This window comes from Ralstonia sp. UNC404CL21Col (genome assembly GCF_000620465.1).
Taxonomy (GTDB): Bacteria; Pseudomonadota; Gammaproteobacteria; order Burkholderiales; family Burkholderiaceae; genus Ralstonia; species Ralstonia flatus.
This window is the reverse complement of sequence record NZ_KK211140.1, coordinates 677,977-694,362: the sequence shown is the minus strand read 5'-3', so window position 1 is coordinate 694,362 and position 16,386 is coordinate 677,977. Positions and strand designations below refer to the sequence as shown.

Annotated in this window: 15 protein-coding genes; all 15 read right to left on the bottom strand. The window is 63.6% G+C overall.

Annotated features, from left to right (window positions below; genetic code table 11):
• Window position 1: 1 nt before the first annotated feature.
• A complete protein-coding gene (trpB, locus tag N511_RS0121175) occupies window positions 2-1,195 on the bottom strand; it encodes a tryptophan synthase subunit beta (RefSeq protein ID WP_027681090.1) in 1,194 nt (397 codons plus the stop codon).
• Between the two features lie 95 nt (window positions 1,196-1,290).
• Window positions 1,291-1,992 carry a phosphoribosylanthranilate isomerase gene (locus N511_RS0121170; RefSeq protein WP_027681089.1) on the bottom strand — a complete coding sequence of 234 codons (702 nt, stop codon included), beginning with the start codon at window positions 1,990-1,992 and terminating at the stop codon, window positions 1,291-1,293.
• A 14-nt stretch (window positions 1,993-2,006) separates the two neighbouring features.
• Window positions 2,007-2,831 (bottom strand): tRNA pseudouridine(38-40) synthase TruA, encoded by an 825-nt coding sequence (truA, locus tag N511_RS0121165; protein WP_027681088.1) that lies wholly within the window; start codon window positions 2,829-2,831, stop codon window positions 2,007-2,009.
• 83 nt (window positions 2,832-2,914) lie between these two features.
• A complete protein-coding gene (gene tapV / locus N511_RS0121160) occupies window positions 2,915-5,830 on the bottom strand; it encodes a FimV/HubP family polar landmark-like protein TapV (RefSeq protein ID WP_027681087.1) in 2,916 nt (971 codons plus the stop codon).
• A 387-nt stretch (window positions 5,831-6,217) separates the two neighbouring features.
• Window positions 6,218-7,321 carry an aspartate-semialdehyde dehydrogenase gene (gene asd / locus N511_RS0121155; RefSeq protein WP_027681086.1) on the bottom strand — a complete coding sequence of 368 codons (1,104 nt, stop codon included), beginning with the start codon at window positions 7,319-7,321 and terminating at the stop codon, window positions 6,218-6,220.
• A gap of 82 nt (window positions 7,322-7,403) precedes the next feature.
• Window positions 7,404-7,580, bottom strand: coding sequence for a hypothetical protein (locus N511_RS25300; RefSeq protein ID WP_155954077.1), 177 nt, complete (start codon window positions 7,578-7,580; stop codon window positions 7,404-7,406).
• An 80-nt stretch (window positions 7,581-7,660) separates the two neighbouring features.
• A complete protein-coding gene (gene leuB / locus N511_RS0121145; RefSeq protein WP_027681085.1) occupies window positions 7,661-8,731 on the bottom strand; it encodes a 3-isopropylmalate dehydrogenase in 1,071 nt (356 codons plus the stop codon).
• 29 nt (window positions 8,732-8,760) lie between these two features.
• Window positions 8,761-9,411 (bottom strand): 3-isopropylmalate dehydratase small subunit, encoded by a 651-nt coding sequence (gene leuD / locus N511_RS0121140; RefSeq protein WP_027681084.1) that lies wholly within the window; start codon window positions 9,409-9,411, stop codon window positions 8,761-8,763.
• Window positions 9,412-9,434: 23 nt separating this feature from the next.
• Window positions 9,435-10,844: a 3-isopropylmalate dehydratase large subunit gene (gene leuC, locus N511_RS0121135; protein ID WP_027681083.1), complete on the bottom strand. Its 1,410-nt coding sequence runs from the start codon at window positions 10,842-10,844 to the stop codon at window positions 9,435-9,437.
• A 227-nt stretch (window positions 10,845-11,071) separates the two neighbouring features.
• On the bottom strand, window positions 11,072-12,373 hold the full coding sequence (gene gltA / locus N511_RS0121130; protein ID WP_004634431.1) for a citrate synthase: 1,302 nt from the start codon (window positions 12,371-12,373) through the stop codon (window positions 11,072-11,074).
• Between the two features lie 122 nt (window positions 12,374-12,495).
• Window positions 12,496-12,783 carry an FAD assembly factor SdhE gene (locus N511_RS0121125; protein ID WP_009241006.1) on the bottom strand — a complete coding sequence of 96 codons (288 nt, stop codon included), beginning with the start codon at window positions 12,781-12,783 and terminating at the stop codon, window positions 12,496-12,498.
• A gap of 71 nt (window positions 12,784-12,854) precedes the next feature.
• The gene (locus tag N511_RS0121120; protein WP_009241007.1) at window positions 12,855-13,556 is read right to left on the bottom strand and encodes a succinate dehydrogenase iron-sulfur subunit; all 702 of its coding nucleotides are present in this window, start codon (window positions 13,554-13,556) and stop codon (window positions 12,855-12,857) included.
• A 22-nt stretch (window positions 13,557-13,578) separates the two neighbouring features.
• Window positions 13,579-15,357, bottom strand: coding sequence for a succinate dehydrogenase flavoprotein subunit (sdhA, locus tag N511_RS0121115; protein ID WP_027681082.1), 1,779 nt, complete (start codon window positions 15,355-15,357; stop codon window positions 13,579-13,581).
• Between the two features lie 3 nt (window positions 15,358-15,360).
• Window positions 15,361-15,726, bottom strand: a complete 366-nt coding sequence (sdhD, locus tag N511_RS0121110; protein WP_012762259.1) for a succinate dehydrogenase, hydrophobic membrane anchor protein — start codon at window positions 15,724-15,726, stop codon at window positions 15,361-15,363.
• Window positions 15,727-15,736: 10 nt separating this feature from the next.
• Complete coding sequence (sdhC, locus tag N511_RS0121105) at window positions 15,737-16,147, bottom strand: succinate dehydrogenase, cytochrome b556 subunit (protein WP_027681081.1); 411 nt, start codon at window positions 16,145-16,147, stop codon at window positions 15,737-15,739.
• Window positions 16,148-16,386 lie beyond the last annotated feature (239 nt).

The window sequence follows — 16,386 nt, the reverse complement described above, 5'->3', positions numbered from 1 at the left end:
GTCAGAGCTTGATGCCGGAGAATTCGGCGACGGTATGCATATCCTTGTCGCCGCGGCCCGACAGGTTCACCAGCAGGACCTTATCCTTCGGGAGCGTCGGCGCCAGCTTGCACGCATACGCCAGCGCGTGGCTCGATTCCAGCGCAGGGATGATGCCCTCCATGCGGCACAAGTCATGGAAAGCCTGCAGCGCTTCCTTGTCGGTAATGCCGACGTATTCGGCGCGCTGCACGTCCTTCAACCAGGCGTGCTCCGGACCGACGCCCGGGTAATCGAGCCCCGCCGAAATCGAATGCGTCTCGATGATCTGGCCGTCTTCATCCTGCAGCAGATAGGTGCGGTTGCCGTGAAGCACGCCGGGCGAGCCGCCCGTGAGCGACGCGGCGTGGCGGCCGGTCTCGATGCCCTCGCCCGCCGCCTCCACGCCGATCAGCTTGACGTCGGCATGGTCGATGTACGGATAGAAGATGCCCATGGCGTTGGAGCCGCCGCCCACGCAGGCGATCACGGCGTCCGGCTGGCGCCCGGCCATCTCGGGCATCTGCACCTTGCATTCCTCGCCGATCACGGCCTGGAAGTCGCGCACCATCATCGGATACGGGTGCGGGCCCGCCACCGTGCCGATGATGTAGAAGGTGTCGGCCACGTTGGTCACCCAGTCGCGCATGGCTTCGTTCAGCGCGTCCTTGAGCGTGCGCGAGCCCGATTCCACTGGCACCACGGTCGCGCCCAGCAGCTTCATGCGGTAGACGTTGGCGGCCTGGCGGCGCACGTCTTCGCTGCCCATGTAGACGACGCATTCCATGCCGTAGCGGGCCGCAATCGTGGCGGTGGCAACGCCGTGCTGGCCCGCGCCCGTTTCCGCAATCACGCGCGGCTTGCCCATGCGCCGCGCCAGCAGCGCCTGGCCGATCACGTTGTTCACCTTGTGCGCGCCGGTGTGGTTCAGGTCTTCGCGCTTGAGATAGATCTGTGCGCCGCCGCAGTGTTCGGTCAGGCGGCGTGCGTGATAGATCGGCGACGGCCGGCCGACGAAGTGCTTCAGCTCGTATTCGTATTCCTTGATGAACTCGGGATCGTGCTGGTAACGCGCATAGGCGTCGCGCAGTTCATCGAGCGCGTGGGACAGCGTTTCCGCAACGAAGGTGCCGCCGTAGGGACCGAAATGGCCGTGGGCGTCGGGCAGGTTGTACATGGCAATCTCTCGAGGCGTCCGCCGAGGTCAGGGAGCAGCCCCGTCGGCGGAGATATTCAGGAAGGCGTGCGTCGCGAAAGACCTGCCGGATCGGCTCAGGCCTGCACCGATGCGCCCAGGGCTGCATCGGCCTCGCGGACCGCACGCACAAATGCGGTCATCCGGGCGTGATCTTTCACGCCCCGTGCGGCTTCGATTCCGCTGCTGACGTCAACAGCGTAAGGCCGCACGCGTTCAATCGCGCCAGCGACGTTTTGCGCGCTCAACCCACCACTCAAAACGAGCCGAGGAGCGGCGCTTGTGGTTGGCAAGGATGGCGATTGCGGGAGCCATTGCGGAGGAATGAGGGTCCAGTCGAAGACGTGGCCGCCGCCGCCATACCCCTCGACAAATGCGTCGAGCAGCAGGCCTTGGGCAGCGGCATACCGATCCGCGAATTCTACCAAATCGGCCCCAGGCTGAACACGCAGGGCGCGCAGCCACGGCAGCCCGACCTGCCCGGCAATCTCGGCGCACAGCTCTGCGGGCTCATCACCGTGGAACTGAAGCAACGTCAGCGGCACTTGGTCGAGCACGCGCGCCACGTCATCCGCGGTGGCGTTGACGAACAGGCCCGTCACAGTGACGAACGGACCCGCGCGGCGCGCCAACTCAGCCGCGCGCTCGATGGCGACGTAACGCGGGCTGGGCGGATAGAACACCAGACCGATCGCGTCGGCGCCGAGCGCGACTGCGTGGTCGACGTCGGCCGGCTGGGTCAGGCCGCACAGCTTGATACGGGTACGGTGCAACGGCATGGCGGAAGCGGGATTCACAGGCCGGCGTGCTCGTCGAACACGCCGCGAAACAGGCTGGACGATGCCGGAGATGCCGGCAACGAGAAAGCATCAGGATAGCCGACCTCGGCCAGATACAGGCCGTCAGGCATGAAAGTTGGCGCGGCGGCCACGCGGCTGCGGGCGGCCAGCACATCGCCCATCCAGGACACCGGCTGGCGGCCGCGCCCGATCGCCACGAGGCAGCCCATGATGTTGCGCACCATGTGGTGCAGGAACGCGCTGCCGCGAATGCGCACGAACACCCATTCGCCCTCGCCTCGCACCTCGATCGAGTACATCGTTTTGACGGGCGACTTGGCTTGGCATTCGGCCGCGCGAAACGACGAGAAATCGTGCTCGCCAACCAGCACCTGGGCCGCCTCGTTCATGGCTGCCACGTCAAGGGATTGGCCGGGCGGCAGCATCACGTAGCCGGCCTTGTCTTCGAGCAGCGGAGCCCGCGTCGGACCAAAGGTCAGTGCGTAGTAATAGGTGCGGCGATGCGCGGAGAAACGCGCGTGGAAATCGTCCGGCATCTCCTGCGCCCATCGCACGGCCACCGTCGGCGGCAGAAAGGCGTTGGTTCCGCGCACCCAGGAGAACGGTTCGCGCACGAGGTCAGTGTCCAGATGGACCACTTGGCCCAGCGCATGCACACCGGCATCGGTGCGGCCGGCCACCGTGGTCGGCAATGCCACGCCAGCAAACTGCCGCAGCGCCGCCTCCAGCGCGTCCTGCACGGTGTTGCCGTGCGGTTGCGATTGCCAACCCGAAAACGCGGCACCGTCGTACTGGATGCCAAGCGCGATGCGCGTCATGCCGTGTGAATCCTCATGCGGAAAGAAAAACGCCGGCAGGATACCACCCTGCCGGCGCTGTCGATGGCGTGGAACGCGGTGCGTCAGCCGATCTGGCGCATCAAGGCTTGCGCCTCGGCGTGGAACGACGGATCGCCCAGGTCCAGCACTTCCTGCAGCAGTTCGCGAGCGCCTTCCTTGTCGCCAATCTCGATGTAGGCCTTGGCCAGATCGAACTTGATCTGCAGATCGCGCACACCATCGGCACCGTGCTCGCCCGACAGCGTGTGCGGCAAGTTGGTGTCCAGACGGATCGCCGATTGCGGCTCGTCGTTGGCAACCTCGGCGTGCTCCGCATGATGCGGCTCGGATTCGAAGTGCATCGGGGCCTGCGACAGATCCGCCGGCTGCGCCCAGCTCGGCAGGCTTTCCTCGGCAGCGACCGATGCTGCCGGAGCCGCCGTTTCTGCGGCGGGCGGCGTCGGGTTCAGGTCGAGCGACAGGTCCGACAGATCCATGTGCAGCGGCGGCGCAGCGACGGGCTGATAGGCCTCGCCAGCGTGCGCGTTGAACTGCGGCAGATCGGCCTGGGGTTCGGCATGCACCTTGAAGATATCCGAGGCCTCTTCCGGCGCGGTGATCGGCTCGCCCGCTGCCGGCACCGGGAACGACTCCAGCGGCAGATCGAAATCGGCCAGTTGCGGTGCCTTGGTCGACGGCGCGGACGGATCCAGATCCGGGGACAACGTCGTCCAGTCATCACCGCGACGGGTGGTCTGCCCCGTCACCGTCGGGCTGAAGGCTTCGGCGGCCACTGCGGCGCCCACACCTGCCAGCGCAGCGGCGCCTGCAACCGCGGCACCTGCATGGCTGGGCTCTGCGTGCGCTTCGGCACCCGGATGGCTTCCGTCGCCCTGCACCGTCAGATACAGCGGGTTGGCCGGATCGAACTTGCGGCCCATTGCGGCAGCCTCCGCCCATTCCGGCGAGGACGCGCCAACTTGCGCCAGCATCTCTTCAGCAATGGTCTGGAAGCCGTGGGCATCCTGGCGATTGGCGTAAATTTCCATCAACTTCAGGCGAATGGCTTGGCGCTCCGGATGCTGCTCCAATGCCTCGCGCAGGATTTCTTCGGCTTGCACGTCGCGGCCGTAGGCGATGTAGACATCGGCTTCGGCGATCGGATCGACCTCGTTGCTCTCGTTGCCGCCGCCGATACGGAAATCCGCACCGAACACGCTGTGCTGCGAGGTGTCGACGCTTTGACCGCCGGCCGCGCCGAACAGCGAGTTGGCTCCCGCCATCACGGTGCTTTCCTGTGACAGCAAGCTGTCCTGGAAGCCATGTGCCTGCTCAGGCTTCTGCTGTCGACGGCGATACACCACCAGACCGCCCAGCAGCGCGACGACCAAGCCACCCAGGCCCAGGGCCATCGGGTTGCCCAGCAACGACGAGAGGAACGATTCCTCTTGAATCGGGGGCGGCGGGGCCACAACCACCGGTGCCTTCTTCGGCGCGGCGGCGGGCGCGGAGGCAGCTGCCACCGGGGCGCTGGCCGCCTGCGGTGCCGAAGCTGCCGCTACCGGCGCCGATGCCGCTTCCGGCGCGGAAGCTGCCGTCGCAGCCGTCGCGGAGGATGCCGGTGCAGCAGCGGCCGTTTCTGCAGGTGCAGCGGCAGCAGGAGCCGGCGCTGACGAAGCAGCAGCGGCCGGTGCGGGTGCCGGGGCATTGGCCGCGGCCACAGCAGGCGCGGCCGTCGACGGCGCAGCACCAGCGGCAGGCTTGGCGGCGCTGGCCGCCTTGGCCAGTTCGGCGTTCTTCAATTCGACCAGGCGCTGCATGTCGGAGAGATTCTTCTCCAACTGCGCAACGCGCGATTCCATTTCCTTGAGCGCACGCTCCTTGGCGACGAGTTCCTCATCGCGGGCGGCTGCCGCACCCGCCTTGCCGGTACGGTCTGCCTTGGAGAGACGCAGTTCGTCGCGGCCGCTGGCAGCCGGCGTGGCTTGATCCTGCACGCGGGCCGACACGCTGCCGCTCTGCTGGCGGGCGGAGTCGGTATCCGTGGCGGCGTTGGCTTCAGCCGCCGTGGCGAGGCGGTTGCGATACCCGCCAAAGCCGGACGTCTGCGCAATGACTTCGCGGCGTGCTTCGCGCGCCGGCGTTTTCTGCGCTTCGGCCTGCGACGGCACCTTCAGTACCGAGCCGGTACGCAGACGGTTGATGTTGCCGCCAATGAAAGCGTTGGGATTGTTGCGATACAGCGCCAACAGCATCTGGTCGAGCGAAACGGCGTCCTGACCTTGCGCGGCCGTCGATGCCACGTCGTACAGGCTATCGCCGCGCTGCACCGTATACGAACCACCCGGCGTAGCATCCGGCGCGGTGGCAGCAGGCGCCGCTTGCTGCGGACGTGCCGCCTGACGAGCAGCACGGGGCTGCCGCGTCGGTGCCGGCGAGGCGGCAGCCGGGGCCGCCGCTTGCGGTTGAGCAGTCGAAGCAGACGGTGTCGGTTCAGCCGCGCCAGGCGTCGTGGCCTGCACAACCGGCGTCGGCGCGAAATTCTGTGCGGTATTGCTGGAGCCAACCGGGTCCAGCAGGAACGTATAGGCGCGCGAAACGTGGCCGCTCGCCCAGTTCAGGTCAACCAGAACATCGACGAACGGCTCCGCGACGGGCTGCGTCGAGCGCAGGCGCACCACGTAATTGCCGTTCGACTGGCGTTCCAACGAGGCACGCAGCGAGGAGACGATCGGGTTGTAGGTCAGCCCGGCACGCGAATAGGCATCCGGTGCAGCCAGCTTGGCGACCAGGTTTTGCGCCTCTTCGGGCGTCACGCCGGTCAGATCGATTTCGGCCTGCAGCGGCTGGCCGAGGCTGGAACGCACATGCAGCGCGCCGAAACCCGCCGCTTGCGCAGCGGGCTGGATCAGCAGCAGGCTCGCCGCAGCAAACGCGACGGCCGACCAGCGAGGACTGCGATGGGACGATTCTCTCCGGCGGTATTGGCTCACCCTCACCTTCGACTCCGTTATCTTTTAATGTGCAAACGAACTTAACATCAACGAGTTAGCGCAGCAAGTTCACCCAAAACGTGAAATGCTGGATAAGAACCGCCGTCAATTTTTATGAAAACGACACAATTGGCGAGATTCTGAAGCACCCGACGTACCCCCCGGAATGCGCGTGCTTCATGTGGCGCTAACCCTTCCCCGTGCTCCGTCCACCCCACGAATGGGCGGACGGCGTTCCGGCCGCTATTGTGTACCAACGTTACAAGCCGTGGGCATCCAGATGGCACAACGCCGCGCAGGCCGCGCGGCGTTGGTTGAAAAAGCACACTTTCTGTTGTCAGGCCGCAACGACGGCCTCCGATGCACGGTCCGACAACGAAAGCAAAGCCTGAATCACTTGCCCAGTAGGATACGGAGCGTACGACGCAGCGGCTCGGCGGCGCCCCACAGAAGCTGGTCACCGATCACGAAGGCGCTCACATATTCCGGCCCCATGTTGAGCTTGCGCACGCGACCCACACCGATTTCCAGGCCACCAGTGATGGATGCCGGCGTCAGTTCCTTCTCGGTGATGCTGCGATCGTTCGGGACCCACTTCACCCACGGGTTGCCCGAGCGGATGATCTGCTCGATTTCGTCGAGCGGCAGGTCGCGCTTGAGCTTGAGCGTCAGGCCCAGGCTGTGGCAGCGCATTGCGCCGATCCGCACACACAGGCCATCGACCGGAATCGTCTGCGCCGTGCCCAGGATCTTGTTGACCTCAGCCTGCCCCTTCCACTCTTCCTTCGACTGACCGTTGTCGAGCTGCTTGTCGATCCACGGAATCAGGCCACCGGCCAGCGGCGCCGGGAAGAATTCGGTCGGCACATCTTCGCGGATGGTCTTGGCAACCTTGCGGTCGATGTCCAGGATGGCGGAAGCCGGATTGGCCAGCTCATCGGCGACAGCACCGTGGATCACGCCCATGCCCTTGAGCAGTTCGCGCATGTGGTTCGCACCACCGCCCGAAGCCGCCTGGTAGGTCATCGAGCTGACCCATTCGACCAGGCCTTCGCGGAACAGGCCGCCCACGCCCATCAGCAGGATGGAGTTGGTGCAGTTGCCGCCGATGAAGTTCTTGGTGCCAGCCGCCACCGCGTTCTTAATGAGCGACAGGTTGACCGGGTCCAGCACGATCACGGCGTCGTCTTCCATGCGCAGCGTCGAGGCGGCGTCGATCCAGTAGCCCTTCCAGCCGGCAGCGCGCAGCTTCGGGAAGACTTCGGTCGTGTAGTCACCGCCCTGGCACGTGATGATCGTGTCGCAGGCCTTCAGTGCTTCGATGTCGTTGGCGTCGGCCAGGGGCGCATCCGTCTTGGCGAATGCGGGCGCCTTGCCGCCGGCGTTGCTGGTGCTGAAAAACACGGTGTCGATCAGGTCGAAATCCTTTTCTTCCTGCATGCGCTGCATCAGCACGCTGCCGACCATGCCGCGCCAACCGACGAGACCTACCTTCATGATTGTGAACCTCTAGTGATTTTCCCCGCCTCGGTCGCCCGGCGTGACCGCGCGGGGAAGGCGAACGGGCACGACGGACGATCTACGAGATCGTTTTTTTGGTAATGATTTTGGTGGTCGTGCGAATCTCGACAGGCGTCATGCGAGCGCGCGCGGCAGTGCCCTTGGCGGCGATAGCCAGGGTGCCCAGAATGCCCAGTACGAGGACGGGGAGCGCGATCGAGATCATCTGCAAAAATATACACGATTTGGCGGCCACACAATGCACTGCAACATGTGTCCACCGAAAAAACGACGATTGCGGCGCCGGATGTGACGGCACCGCAACGCGCGTTGCGTTTACAGGGCAGCGACCACCGCGTCGCCCATCTCCACCGTACCGACCTGCTTGCAGCCCGGCGTCAGGATGTCACCCGTGCGATAGCCCTGGGCGAGCACCTTCTTGACGGCGTTTTCGATGCGATCGGCCTGCTCGGCCTTGTTCAGCGAGTAGCGCAGCATCATCGCGGCGGACAGGATCGTCGCCAGCGGGTTGGCAACGCCCTTGCCCGCGATGTCCGGCGCGGAGCCGTGCGACGGCTCATACAAGCCCTTGTTGTTCGCGTCGAGCGACGCCGACGGCAGCATGCCGATCGAGCCGGTCAGCATGGCCGCCTCATCCGAGAGGATGTCGCCGAACATGTTGCCGGTGACGATCACGTCGAAGTTCTTCGGCGCCTTGACGAGCTGCATGGCCGCGTTGTCGACGTACATGTGCGACAGCTCGACTTCCGGATACTCCTTGTGCACGTCGGTGACGATGTCCTTCCAGAACTGGAACGTCTCGAGCACGTTGGCCTTGTCGACGCTGCACAGCTTCTTGCCGCGCTTGGCGGCAGCCTGGAAGGCGACGTGCGCGATGCGGCGGATTTCCGGCTCGGCGTAGCGCATGGTGTCGAAGCCTTCGCGCGCGCCGGCGAACACACCGTCCGGTGCGGCACGCACGCCCCGCGGCTGGCCGAAGTAGATGTCGCCGGTCAGTTCGCGCACGATCAGGATATCGAGACCGGACACGATCTCCGGCTTCAGGCTCGATGCGCCGGCCAGTTCGGGATAGCAGATCGCCGGACGGAAATTGGCGAACAGCTGCAGGTGCTTGCGCAGGCCCAGAATGGCCTGCTCCGGGCGCAGTTCGCGCGCCAGCGTGTCGTACTTCCAGTCGCCCACGGCGCCGAACAGGATCGCGTCGGCTTCCTTGGCGAGCTTGAGCGTGTCTTCTGGCAGCGGATGGCCCTTGGCCTCGTAGCCGGCGCCGCCCACCGGGGCGAATTCCATCTCGAACGACTCGCCCAGCACCTTGAGCACCTTCACGGCCTCGGCGACGATTTCCTTGCCAATGCCGTCACCCGGCAACACTGCAATCTTGGTCATGTGGTTGTCCTTGTTGTTCTGGTATCCGCTCAGCCGACGAGCTTGTGGGCGAGCCACGGCATCTTGGCCAGGCGCTGTGCTTCGTAAGCCTTGATCTGGTCGGCGTAGCGCAAGGTCAGGCCGATGTCGTCGAAGCCGTTGAGCAGGCAATATTTGCGGAACGCCGTGATGTCGAACGGATAGGCCGTACCGCCCGGCGTGACGACGACCTGCTTGTCCAGATCGACGGTCAGCTGGTAGCCCGTAAAGGCTTGCGTCTCGTTGAACAGATGGTCGACTTGCGACTCCGTCAGCACGATCGGCAGCAGGCCGTTCTTGAAGCAGTTGTTGAAGAAGATGTCGGCAAAGCTCGGCGCGATGATGGCGCGGAAGCCGTACTGCTGCAGCGCCCACGGTGCGTGCTCACGCGAGCTGCCGCAGCCGAAGTTCTTGCGCGCCAGCAACACCGAGGCGCCCTTGTAACGCGGCTGGTTCAGCACGAAGTCGGGGTTGAGCGGTCGCTTGCTGTTGTCCTGGCCGGGCTCGCCCACGTCCTTGTAGCGCCACTCGTCGAACAGGTTCGGGCCGAAGCCGGTGCGCTTAATCGACTTGAGGAACTGCTTCGGAATGATCGCGTCGGTGTCGACGTTCTCGCGGTCGAGCGGGGCCACGAGGCCGGTGTGGATGGTGAATTGTTCCATGATTGCTCTCTCTATCCTGCCGCTCAAGCGAGCTTGCGCACGTCGACGAAGTGGCCTTCCAGCGCGGCCGCAGCGGCCATCGCCGGGCTTACCAGATGGGTGCGGCCACCCGCGCCCTGGCGGCCTTCGAAGTTGCGGTTGGACGTGGATGCGCAGCGCTCGCCCGGCTCGAGGCGGTCCGCGTTCATGGCGAGACACATCGAGCAACCCGGCTCGCGCCACTCAAAACCTGCCGCCTTGAAAATCTTGTCGAGCCCTTCGCGCTCGGCTTGCTCCTTCACGAGGCCCGAGCCCGGCACGACCATCGCCAGCTTCACGTTCGACGCAATGCGCTTGCCCAGCTTCTGCACGACCCACGCTGCGGCGCGCATGTCTTCGATCCGGCTGTTGGTGCACGAGCCGATGAAGACCTTGTCGATGTTGATGTCGCTGATGGCAACGTTCGGCTGCAGGCCCATGTATTCGAGCGCGCGCTCCATGGCATTGCGCTTGTTCGGGTCTTTCTCTTTGTCGGGATCCGGCACACGGTCTTCAATGCTGACCACCATTTCAGGCGACGTGCCCCAGCTCACCTGCGGGCGAATCTCTTCCGCACGCAGCTCGACCACCTGATCGAAATGCGCACCCTCGTCAGAATGCAGTGTGCGCCAGTAGGCGACGGCCTGCTCCCACTCCACGCCTTGCGGCGCGAACGGGCGGCCCTTGACGTACTCCAGCGTGACATCGTCCACGGCGACCATGCCGGCGCGGGCGCCTGCCTCGATGGCCATGTTGCACACCGTCATGCGACCTTCCATCGACAGCGCGCGGATGGCCGAACCGCCGAACTCCATGGCGTAGCCCGTGCCGCCGGCCGTACCGATCTTGCCGATGATGGCGAGCACGATGTCCTTGGCCGTGCAGCCACGCGGCAGCGTGCCTTCCACCTTCACGAGCATGTTCTTGCTCTTCTTGGCGAGCAGCGTTTGCGTGGCCAGTACATGCTCGACTTCCGACGTGCCGATGCCGTGCGCGAGCGCGCCGAATGCGCCGTGCGTGCTGGTGTGCGAATCGCCGCAGACCACCGTCATGCCCGGCAGCGTCGCGCCCTGCTCCGGCCCGATCACGTGCACGATGCCCTGACGCTTGTCGTTCATCTTGAATTGCGTGATGCCGTAGCTGTCGCAGTTGGCATCGAGCGTGTCGACCTGCAGCTTGGAAACCGGATCGGCAATGCCGTGCGAGCGGTCGGTGGTCGGCACGTTGTGATCCGACACAGCCAGGTTGGCGCTGATGCGCCACACAGGACGCTCGGCCATCTTCAGGCCCTCGAACGCCTGCGGGCTCGTCACTTCGTGCAGCAGTTGACGATCGATGTAGAGGACGGTCGTGCCGTCTTCTTCGGTATGAACGACGTGATCGTCCCAAAGTTTGTCGTAGAGCGTCTTGGCCATGATGCGATCCGTACACAACGTGCCCTTTTTGGAAATTCAGGGCCGCTGCGCGAGCTGTTTCGTGGGGAGTGATCGATTATGCCACTCGGTGCATTGGGCACCGGACGTGACTGGCGAAAGGGGGTTTCGCCATTTCGCGAAGGCCCTTTCCGGGCACCTCAAACGGCGCGCAACAAAAAACCCCGCCGGTTTCCCGGGCGGGGTTTCTGCAAGGCGAACAGCTTCGCTTAGCGCTTGTCGATCGACGGCACTTCGCGGGTCGCTGCGCCGTTGAACAGCTGGCGCGGACGGCCGATCTTGTATTCCGGATCGGTGATCATCTCTTCCCATTGCGAAATCCAGCCCACCGAGCGGGCCAGCGCGAAGATACAGGTGAACATCGAGGTCGGGATGCCCAGCGCGCGTTGCACGATGCCCGAGTAGAAGTCGACGTTCGGGTACAGCTTGCGGCTGACGAAGTATTCGTCTTCCAGGGCGATCTTTTCCAGCTCCATCGCCAGCTTGAACAGCGGGTCGTTATGCAGGCCCAGCTCGTTCAGCACTTCGTGGCACGTTTCGCGCATCAGCTTGGCGCGCGGGTCGTAGTTCTTGTACACGCGGTGGCCGAAGCCCATCAGGCGCACGCCGCTGTTCTTGTCCTTCACCTGCTTGATGAACTCGGGCACCTTGTCCACGGTACCGATTTCTTCCAGCATGTTCAGCGCAGCTTCGTTCGCGCCGCCGTGCGCGGGGCCCCACAGGCAGGCGATACCGGCAGCGATGGCAGCGATCGGGTTGGTGCCCGACGAGCCCGCCAGACGCACCGTCGACGTCGAGGCGTTCTGCTCGTGGTCTGCGTGCAGGATGAAGATGCGGTCCAGTGCCTTCTCCAGCACCGGGTTCACCTTGTAGTCTTCGCACGGCGTCGCAAACATCATGCGCATGAAGTTACCCGTGTACGACAGGTTGTTCTGCGGATAGATGAGCGGCTGGCCGATGTTGTACTTGTATGCCATGGCCACCAGCGTCGGCAGCTTGGCGATCAGGCGAATCTGCGAGATTTCACGCTCGCGCGGGTCATTGATGTTGGCAGCGTCCGGATAGAACGCGCTCATGGCACCGACCAAGCCCGTCAGCACGGCCATCGGGTGGGCGTCACGGCGGAAACCGCGCAGGAAGAACTGCATCTGCTCATGGACCATGGTGTGATTCGTCACCACATGGTTGAACTCTTCCTTCTGCTTGGCGTTGGGCAGCTCGCCCTTGAGCAGCAGATAGCAGATTTCCATGAAATCGCACTTGCTGGCCAGATCGTCGATGGCGTAGCCGCGGTACAGCAGCTCACCTTTGTCACCATCGATATAGGTGATCTTGGAATTGCACGACGCAGTCGACATGAAGCCGGGGTCGTACGTGAACTTGCCCGTCTGACCGTACAGCTTGCGGATGTCGATCACGTCCGGGCCAACCGTGCCCTTGTAGATCGGCAGCTCGACGCTGGGCGAGCCATCGGAAAACGATAGGGTGGCTTTCACTTCGGACGGCGTCATGTCGGTTTCCTTCTCTGCTGTTTATAAAAATGAAGTCGGGAGACTCCCGCCAGACGGATCAAGGGGCGCCGGCCGGGGGCGGCTGGATCGATTCGTCTTGCGGCAACCTCTCGCGCGCCGGTTCAGACCGAGCGCAGCAAGGTCAGGACGTGCTGAATGTGGGGCACGTCGAGTTCGCCCTCCGGCTCCTTGCGTGCAAGCAGGAGATCCATCAGGTCGTTGTCGGGTAGCTCAAACAACTGCGAGAGTGCGGCAACGTCGTCGTCCGACAGTTCCGTCTCATAGCGGTTGAAGAAGCGCTCGACGATGATGTCGTTCTCAAGCAGGCCGCGTCGGGCACGCCAGCGCAAACGGGCACGCTTGTGCGGATCGGACTGATGGGAGAACGTCGGAGTGTTCACAGCAACCATACTTTCTAGAAATGTGTCGCCGGAGAAACCGCTCCGGCGACACACAATGCCAAAGTGCCCTGACTCGCGCCTTACACAGCGCGACGCACCATCAATTCCTTGATCTTGCCGATGGCCTTCGTCGGGTTCAGACCCTTCGGGCACACATCGACGCAGTTCATGATGGTGTGGCAGCGGAACAGGCGGTACGGATCTTCCAGGTTGTCCAGGCGCTCGCTGGTGGCCTGATCACGGCTGTCAGCGATGAAACGATACGCCTGCAGCAGACCCGCCGGGCCGACGAACTTGTCCGGATTCCACCAGAACGACGGGCACGACGTCGAGCAGCTCGCGCACAGAATGCATTCGTACAGGCCGTCAAGCTCTTCACGCTCTTCCGGCGACTGCAGACGCTCCTTCTCGGGCGGCGGCTCGTCGTTGATCAGGTACGGCTTGATCGAGTGGTACTGATTGAAGAACTGAGTCATGTCGACGATCAGGTCGCGCACCACGGGCAGCCCCGGCAGCGGACGCAGCACGATCTTCTCGGGCAGTTCACGCATGTTGGTCAGGCAGGCCAGACCATTCTTGCCGTTGATGTTCATGGCGTCGGAGCCGCACACGCCTTCGCGGCACGAACGACGGAACGCGATCGACTCGTCCAGCTTCTTCAGCTTGACAAGCGCGTCGAGCAGCATGCGCTCGTGACCGTCGAGTTCAACCTCGTAGGTCTGCATGCGGGGCGCTGCGTCCTTGTCCGGATCGTAGCGATAGACTTCAAAAATACGCTTCATTTTTGTGGGTCCTTCTTATCCGTTAGAACGTACGCGCCTTGGGCGGCACGGTTTCCACCGACAGCGGCTTCAACTGCACCGGCTTGTAGTCCAGGCGGTTGCCTTCGGAATACCACAGCGAGTGCTTCATCCAGTTTTCGTCATCGCGGTTCGGGAAGTCGCTGTGGGCGTGTGCACCGCGCGACTCCTTGCGGGCGGCAGCCGACACCATCGTTGCCTTCGCCACTTCCACCAGGTTGGCCACTTCCAGCGCTTCAACGCGCGCGGTGTTGAACACCTTGGACTTGTCCTTCAGGTGGATGTTGCCAGCGCGTTCCGCCACTTCCAGGATGCGCTCGACGCCTTCATCCATCAGCTTCTGCGTACGGAACACGCCAGCGTGCGACTGCATGTTGCGGCGGATGTCGTTGGCGACGTCCTGCGCATACTCGCCCGAGCTGGACGAATCGAGCTTCGCCAGGCGCGACAGCGCACGGTCTGCAGCGTCGGCCGGCAGCGGCTTGTGCTCGCGGTTCTTCAGGTTCTGCGCAATGATATGGTTGCCCGCCGAACGGCCGAACACCACCAGGTCGAGCAGCGAGTTCGTGCCCAGGCGGTTGGCGCCGTGCACGGATACGCACGAGCATTCGCCGATCGCGTAGAAGCCGTTGATAACCTCGTTCGGGTTGCCGTTCTTCGGCACCACGACCTGACCGTGATAGTTCGTCGGAATGCCACCCATCTGGTAGTGGATGGTCGGCACCACGGGAATCGGTTCCTTGATGGCGTCGACGTTGGCGAACTTCAGGCCGATCTCGCGAATCGACGGCAGGCGCTTCATGATCGTCTCGGCACCGACGTGCGTCAGGTCGAGCAGCACGTAGTCGCCGTTCGGGCCGCAGCCGCGACCTTCCTTGATTTCCTGATCCATCGAGCGCGACACGAAGTCACGCGGCGCCAAGTCCTTCAGCGTCGGAGCATAGCGCTCCATGAAGCGCTCACCATCCTTGTTACGCAGGATGCCGCCCTCGCCGCGCACGCCTTCTGTGATCAGCACGCCCGCGCCGGCCACGCCGGTCGGGTGGAACTGCCAGAATTCCATGTCTTCCAGCGGAACGCCTGCGCGCGCTGCCATCCCCAGGCCGTCACCGGTATTGATGAAGGCATTGGTGGAAGCCGCGTAGATCCGGCCTGCACCGCCCGTAGCGAACAGCGTCGTCTTGGCTTCGAGGATGTACACCTCGCCGGTTTCCATTTCCAGCGCGGTCACGCCCAGCACGTCGCCGTCCTGATCGCGGATCAGATCCAGCGCCATCCATTCGACGAAGAAGTGGGTCTTGGCCCGCACGTTACGCTGATACAGCGTGTGCAGCAGCGCGTGGCCGGTACGGTCAGCCGCGGCGCAGGCACGCTGCACGGGCTTCTCGCCGTAGTTCGACGTGTGACCGCCGAACGGACGCTGGTAGATCGTGCCGTCGGCGTTGCGGTCGAACGGCATGCCGAAGTGTTCCAGTTCATAGACCACGTTCGGGGCCTGGCGGCACATGAATTCGATCGCGTCCTGGTCGCCGAGCCAGTCGGAACCCTTGACGGTGTCGTAGAAGTGATAGTGCCAATTGTCTTCGCTCATGTTACCCAGCGAAGCACCGATACCACCCTGCGCCGCAACGGTGTGCGAGCGGGTGGGGAACACCTTGGACAGCACGGCCACGGAGAGGCCGGCTTCTGCCAGCTGCAGCGATGCGCGCATGCCCGAACCGCCCGCACCGACGATCACGACGTCGAATTTGCGGCGCGGCAGCCCAGTCTTGACTGCGACCATGTCTTAAACCCTCCAGAGAATCTGAGCTGCGTAGCCCGCACAACCGACGAGCCACAGAATCGTCAACACTTGCAGCGTCAAACGCACTGCCACGGGCTTCACGTAGTCCATCCAGATATCACGGACACCGATCCAGGCGTGATACGTGAGCGACACGAACGCCAGGAACGTCAGCATCTTCATCCACTGGTTCGAGAACAGGCCGGCCCAGCTTTGGTACGACGTGTCTTTCGAGAGCAGGAATGCAGCCAGCAACACGATCGTGTAGACCGCCATGATCACGGCGGTGACGCGCTGCGCGAGGAAGTCCTTCAGGCCGTAGTGCGCGCCGACAACGAGGCGCTTGGGACCGATATTGTTATTTGCCATCAGGGACTCCTCAGAACAGGCCGAACAGCTTGGCGCCGAACACCACCGTCAGCAGCAGGCTGACGATGAGCACGCTCACAGCCGACTTGGAGGCCGAGGTCTTGTCGATGCCGATATGCAGATCGAGGATCAGGTAACGGATACCTGCGCAGAAATGGTGCAGATAAGCCCAGATGAGCGCTAGGACGACAACCTTGGCGAAGCCGTTGGACAGAAGCGCCGAGAACTTGGCGAAACTGATTTCCGACGTGAGACTTTGCTCAAACAAGTACAGCACGAACGGAAGAAGAAGGAACATCAGCGCACCGCTGGCACGGTGCAGGATGGACACCTTACCGGCCCAGGGCAAGCGGTAGCGGGCGATATCGCCCAAACCGATGTTCCTGTAGACCGGCCTGGCTTTCTTGATGGCTTCTGCCATGGTCAGACCCCAATTGGCTAATCAACAAACAAAACAGCTTTGCACAAATCCGCGAGATTCTAGCGCGCTTTTGTTGCGCAGCGCACCAATAATTCCATGCGACGCGCTCCACTTTTGTGCTTCGTGCCCTCGCCTGCCAGCGGCGTGATACGGGGGCAGATTGTCCTCTTTACCTTGCCCTCATGACGCGCAATGCGCTGTTGCGCGACGCACAAGGTGAAACGCCATTGAGTTGGCTC

Excerpts from the sequence above, each read along its gene's own strand:
- trpB (WP_027681090.1), bottom strand. The coding sequence starts at position 1,195 with ATGTACAACCTGCCCGACGCCCACGGCCATTTCGGTCCCTACGGCGGC.
- N511_RS0121170 (WP_027681089.1), bottom strand. The coding sequence starts at position 1,992 with ATGCCGTTGCACCGTACCCGTATCAAGCTGTGCGGCCTGACCCAGCCG.
- truA (WP_027681088.1), bottom strand. The coding sequence starts at position 2,831 with ATGACGCGCATCGCGCTTGGCATCCAGTACGACGGTGCCGCGTTTTCG.
- asd (WP_027681086.1), bottom strand. The coding sequence starts at position 7,321 with ATGAAGGTAGGTCTCGTCGGTTGGCGCGGCATGGTCGGCAGCGTGCTG.
- leuB (WP_027681085.1), bottom strand. The coding sequence starts at position 8,731 with ATGACCAAGATTGCAGTGTTGCCGGGTGACGGCATTGGCAAGGAAATC.
- leuD (WP_027681084.1), bottom strand. The coding sequence starts at position 9,411 with ATGGAACAATTCACCATCCACACCGGCCTCGTGGCCCCGCTCGACCGC.
- leuC (WP_027681083.1), bottom strand. The coding sequence starts at position 10,844 with ATGGCCAAGACGCTCTACGACAAACTTTGGGACGATCACGTCGTTCAT.
- gltA (WP_004634431.1), bottom strand. The coding sequence starts at position 12,373 with ATGACGCCGTCCGAAGTGAAAGCCACCCTATCGTTTTCCGATGGCTCG.
- N511_RS0121125 (WP_009241006.1), bottom strand. The coding sequence starts at position 12,783 with ATGGTTGCTGTGAACACTCCGACGTTCTCCCATCAGTCCGATCCGCAC.
- N511_RS0121120 (WP_009241007.1), bottom strand. The coding sequence starts at position 13,556 with ATGAAGCGTATTTTTGAAGTCTATCGCTACGATCCGGACAAGGACGCA.
- sdhA (WP_027681082.1), bottom strand. The coding sequence starts at position 15,357 with ATGGTCGCAGTCAAGACTGGGCTGCCGCGCCGCAAATTCGACGTCGTG.
- sdhD (WP_012762259.1), bottom strand. The coding sequence starts at position 15,726 with ATGGCAAATAACAATATCGGTCCCAAGCGCCTCGTTGTCGGCGCGCAC.
- sdhC (WP_027681081.1), bottom strand. The coding sequence starts at position 16,147 with ATGGCAGAAGCCATCAAGAAAGCCAGGCCGGTCTACAGGAACATCGGT.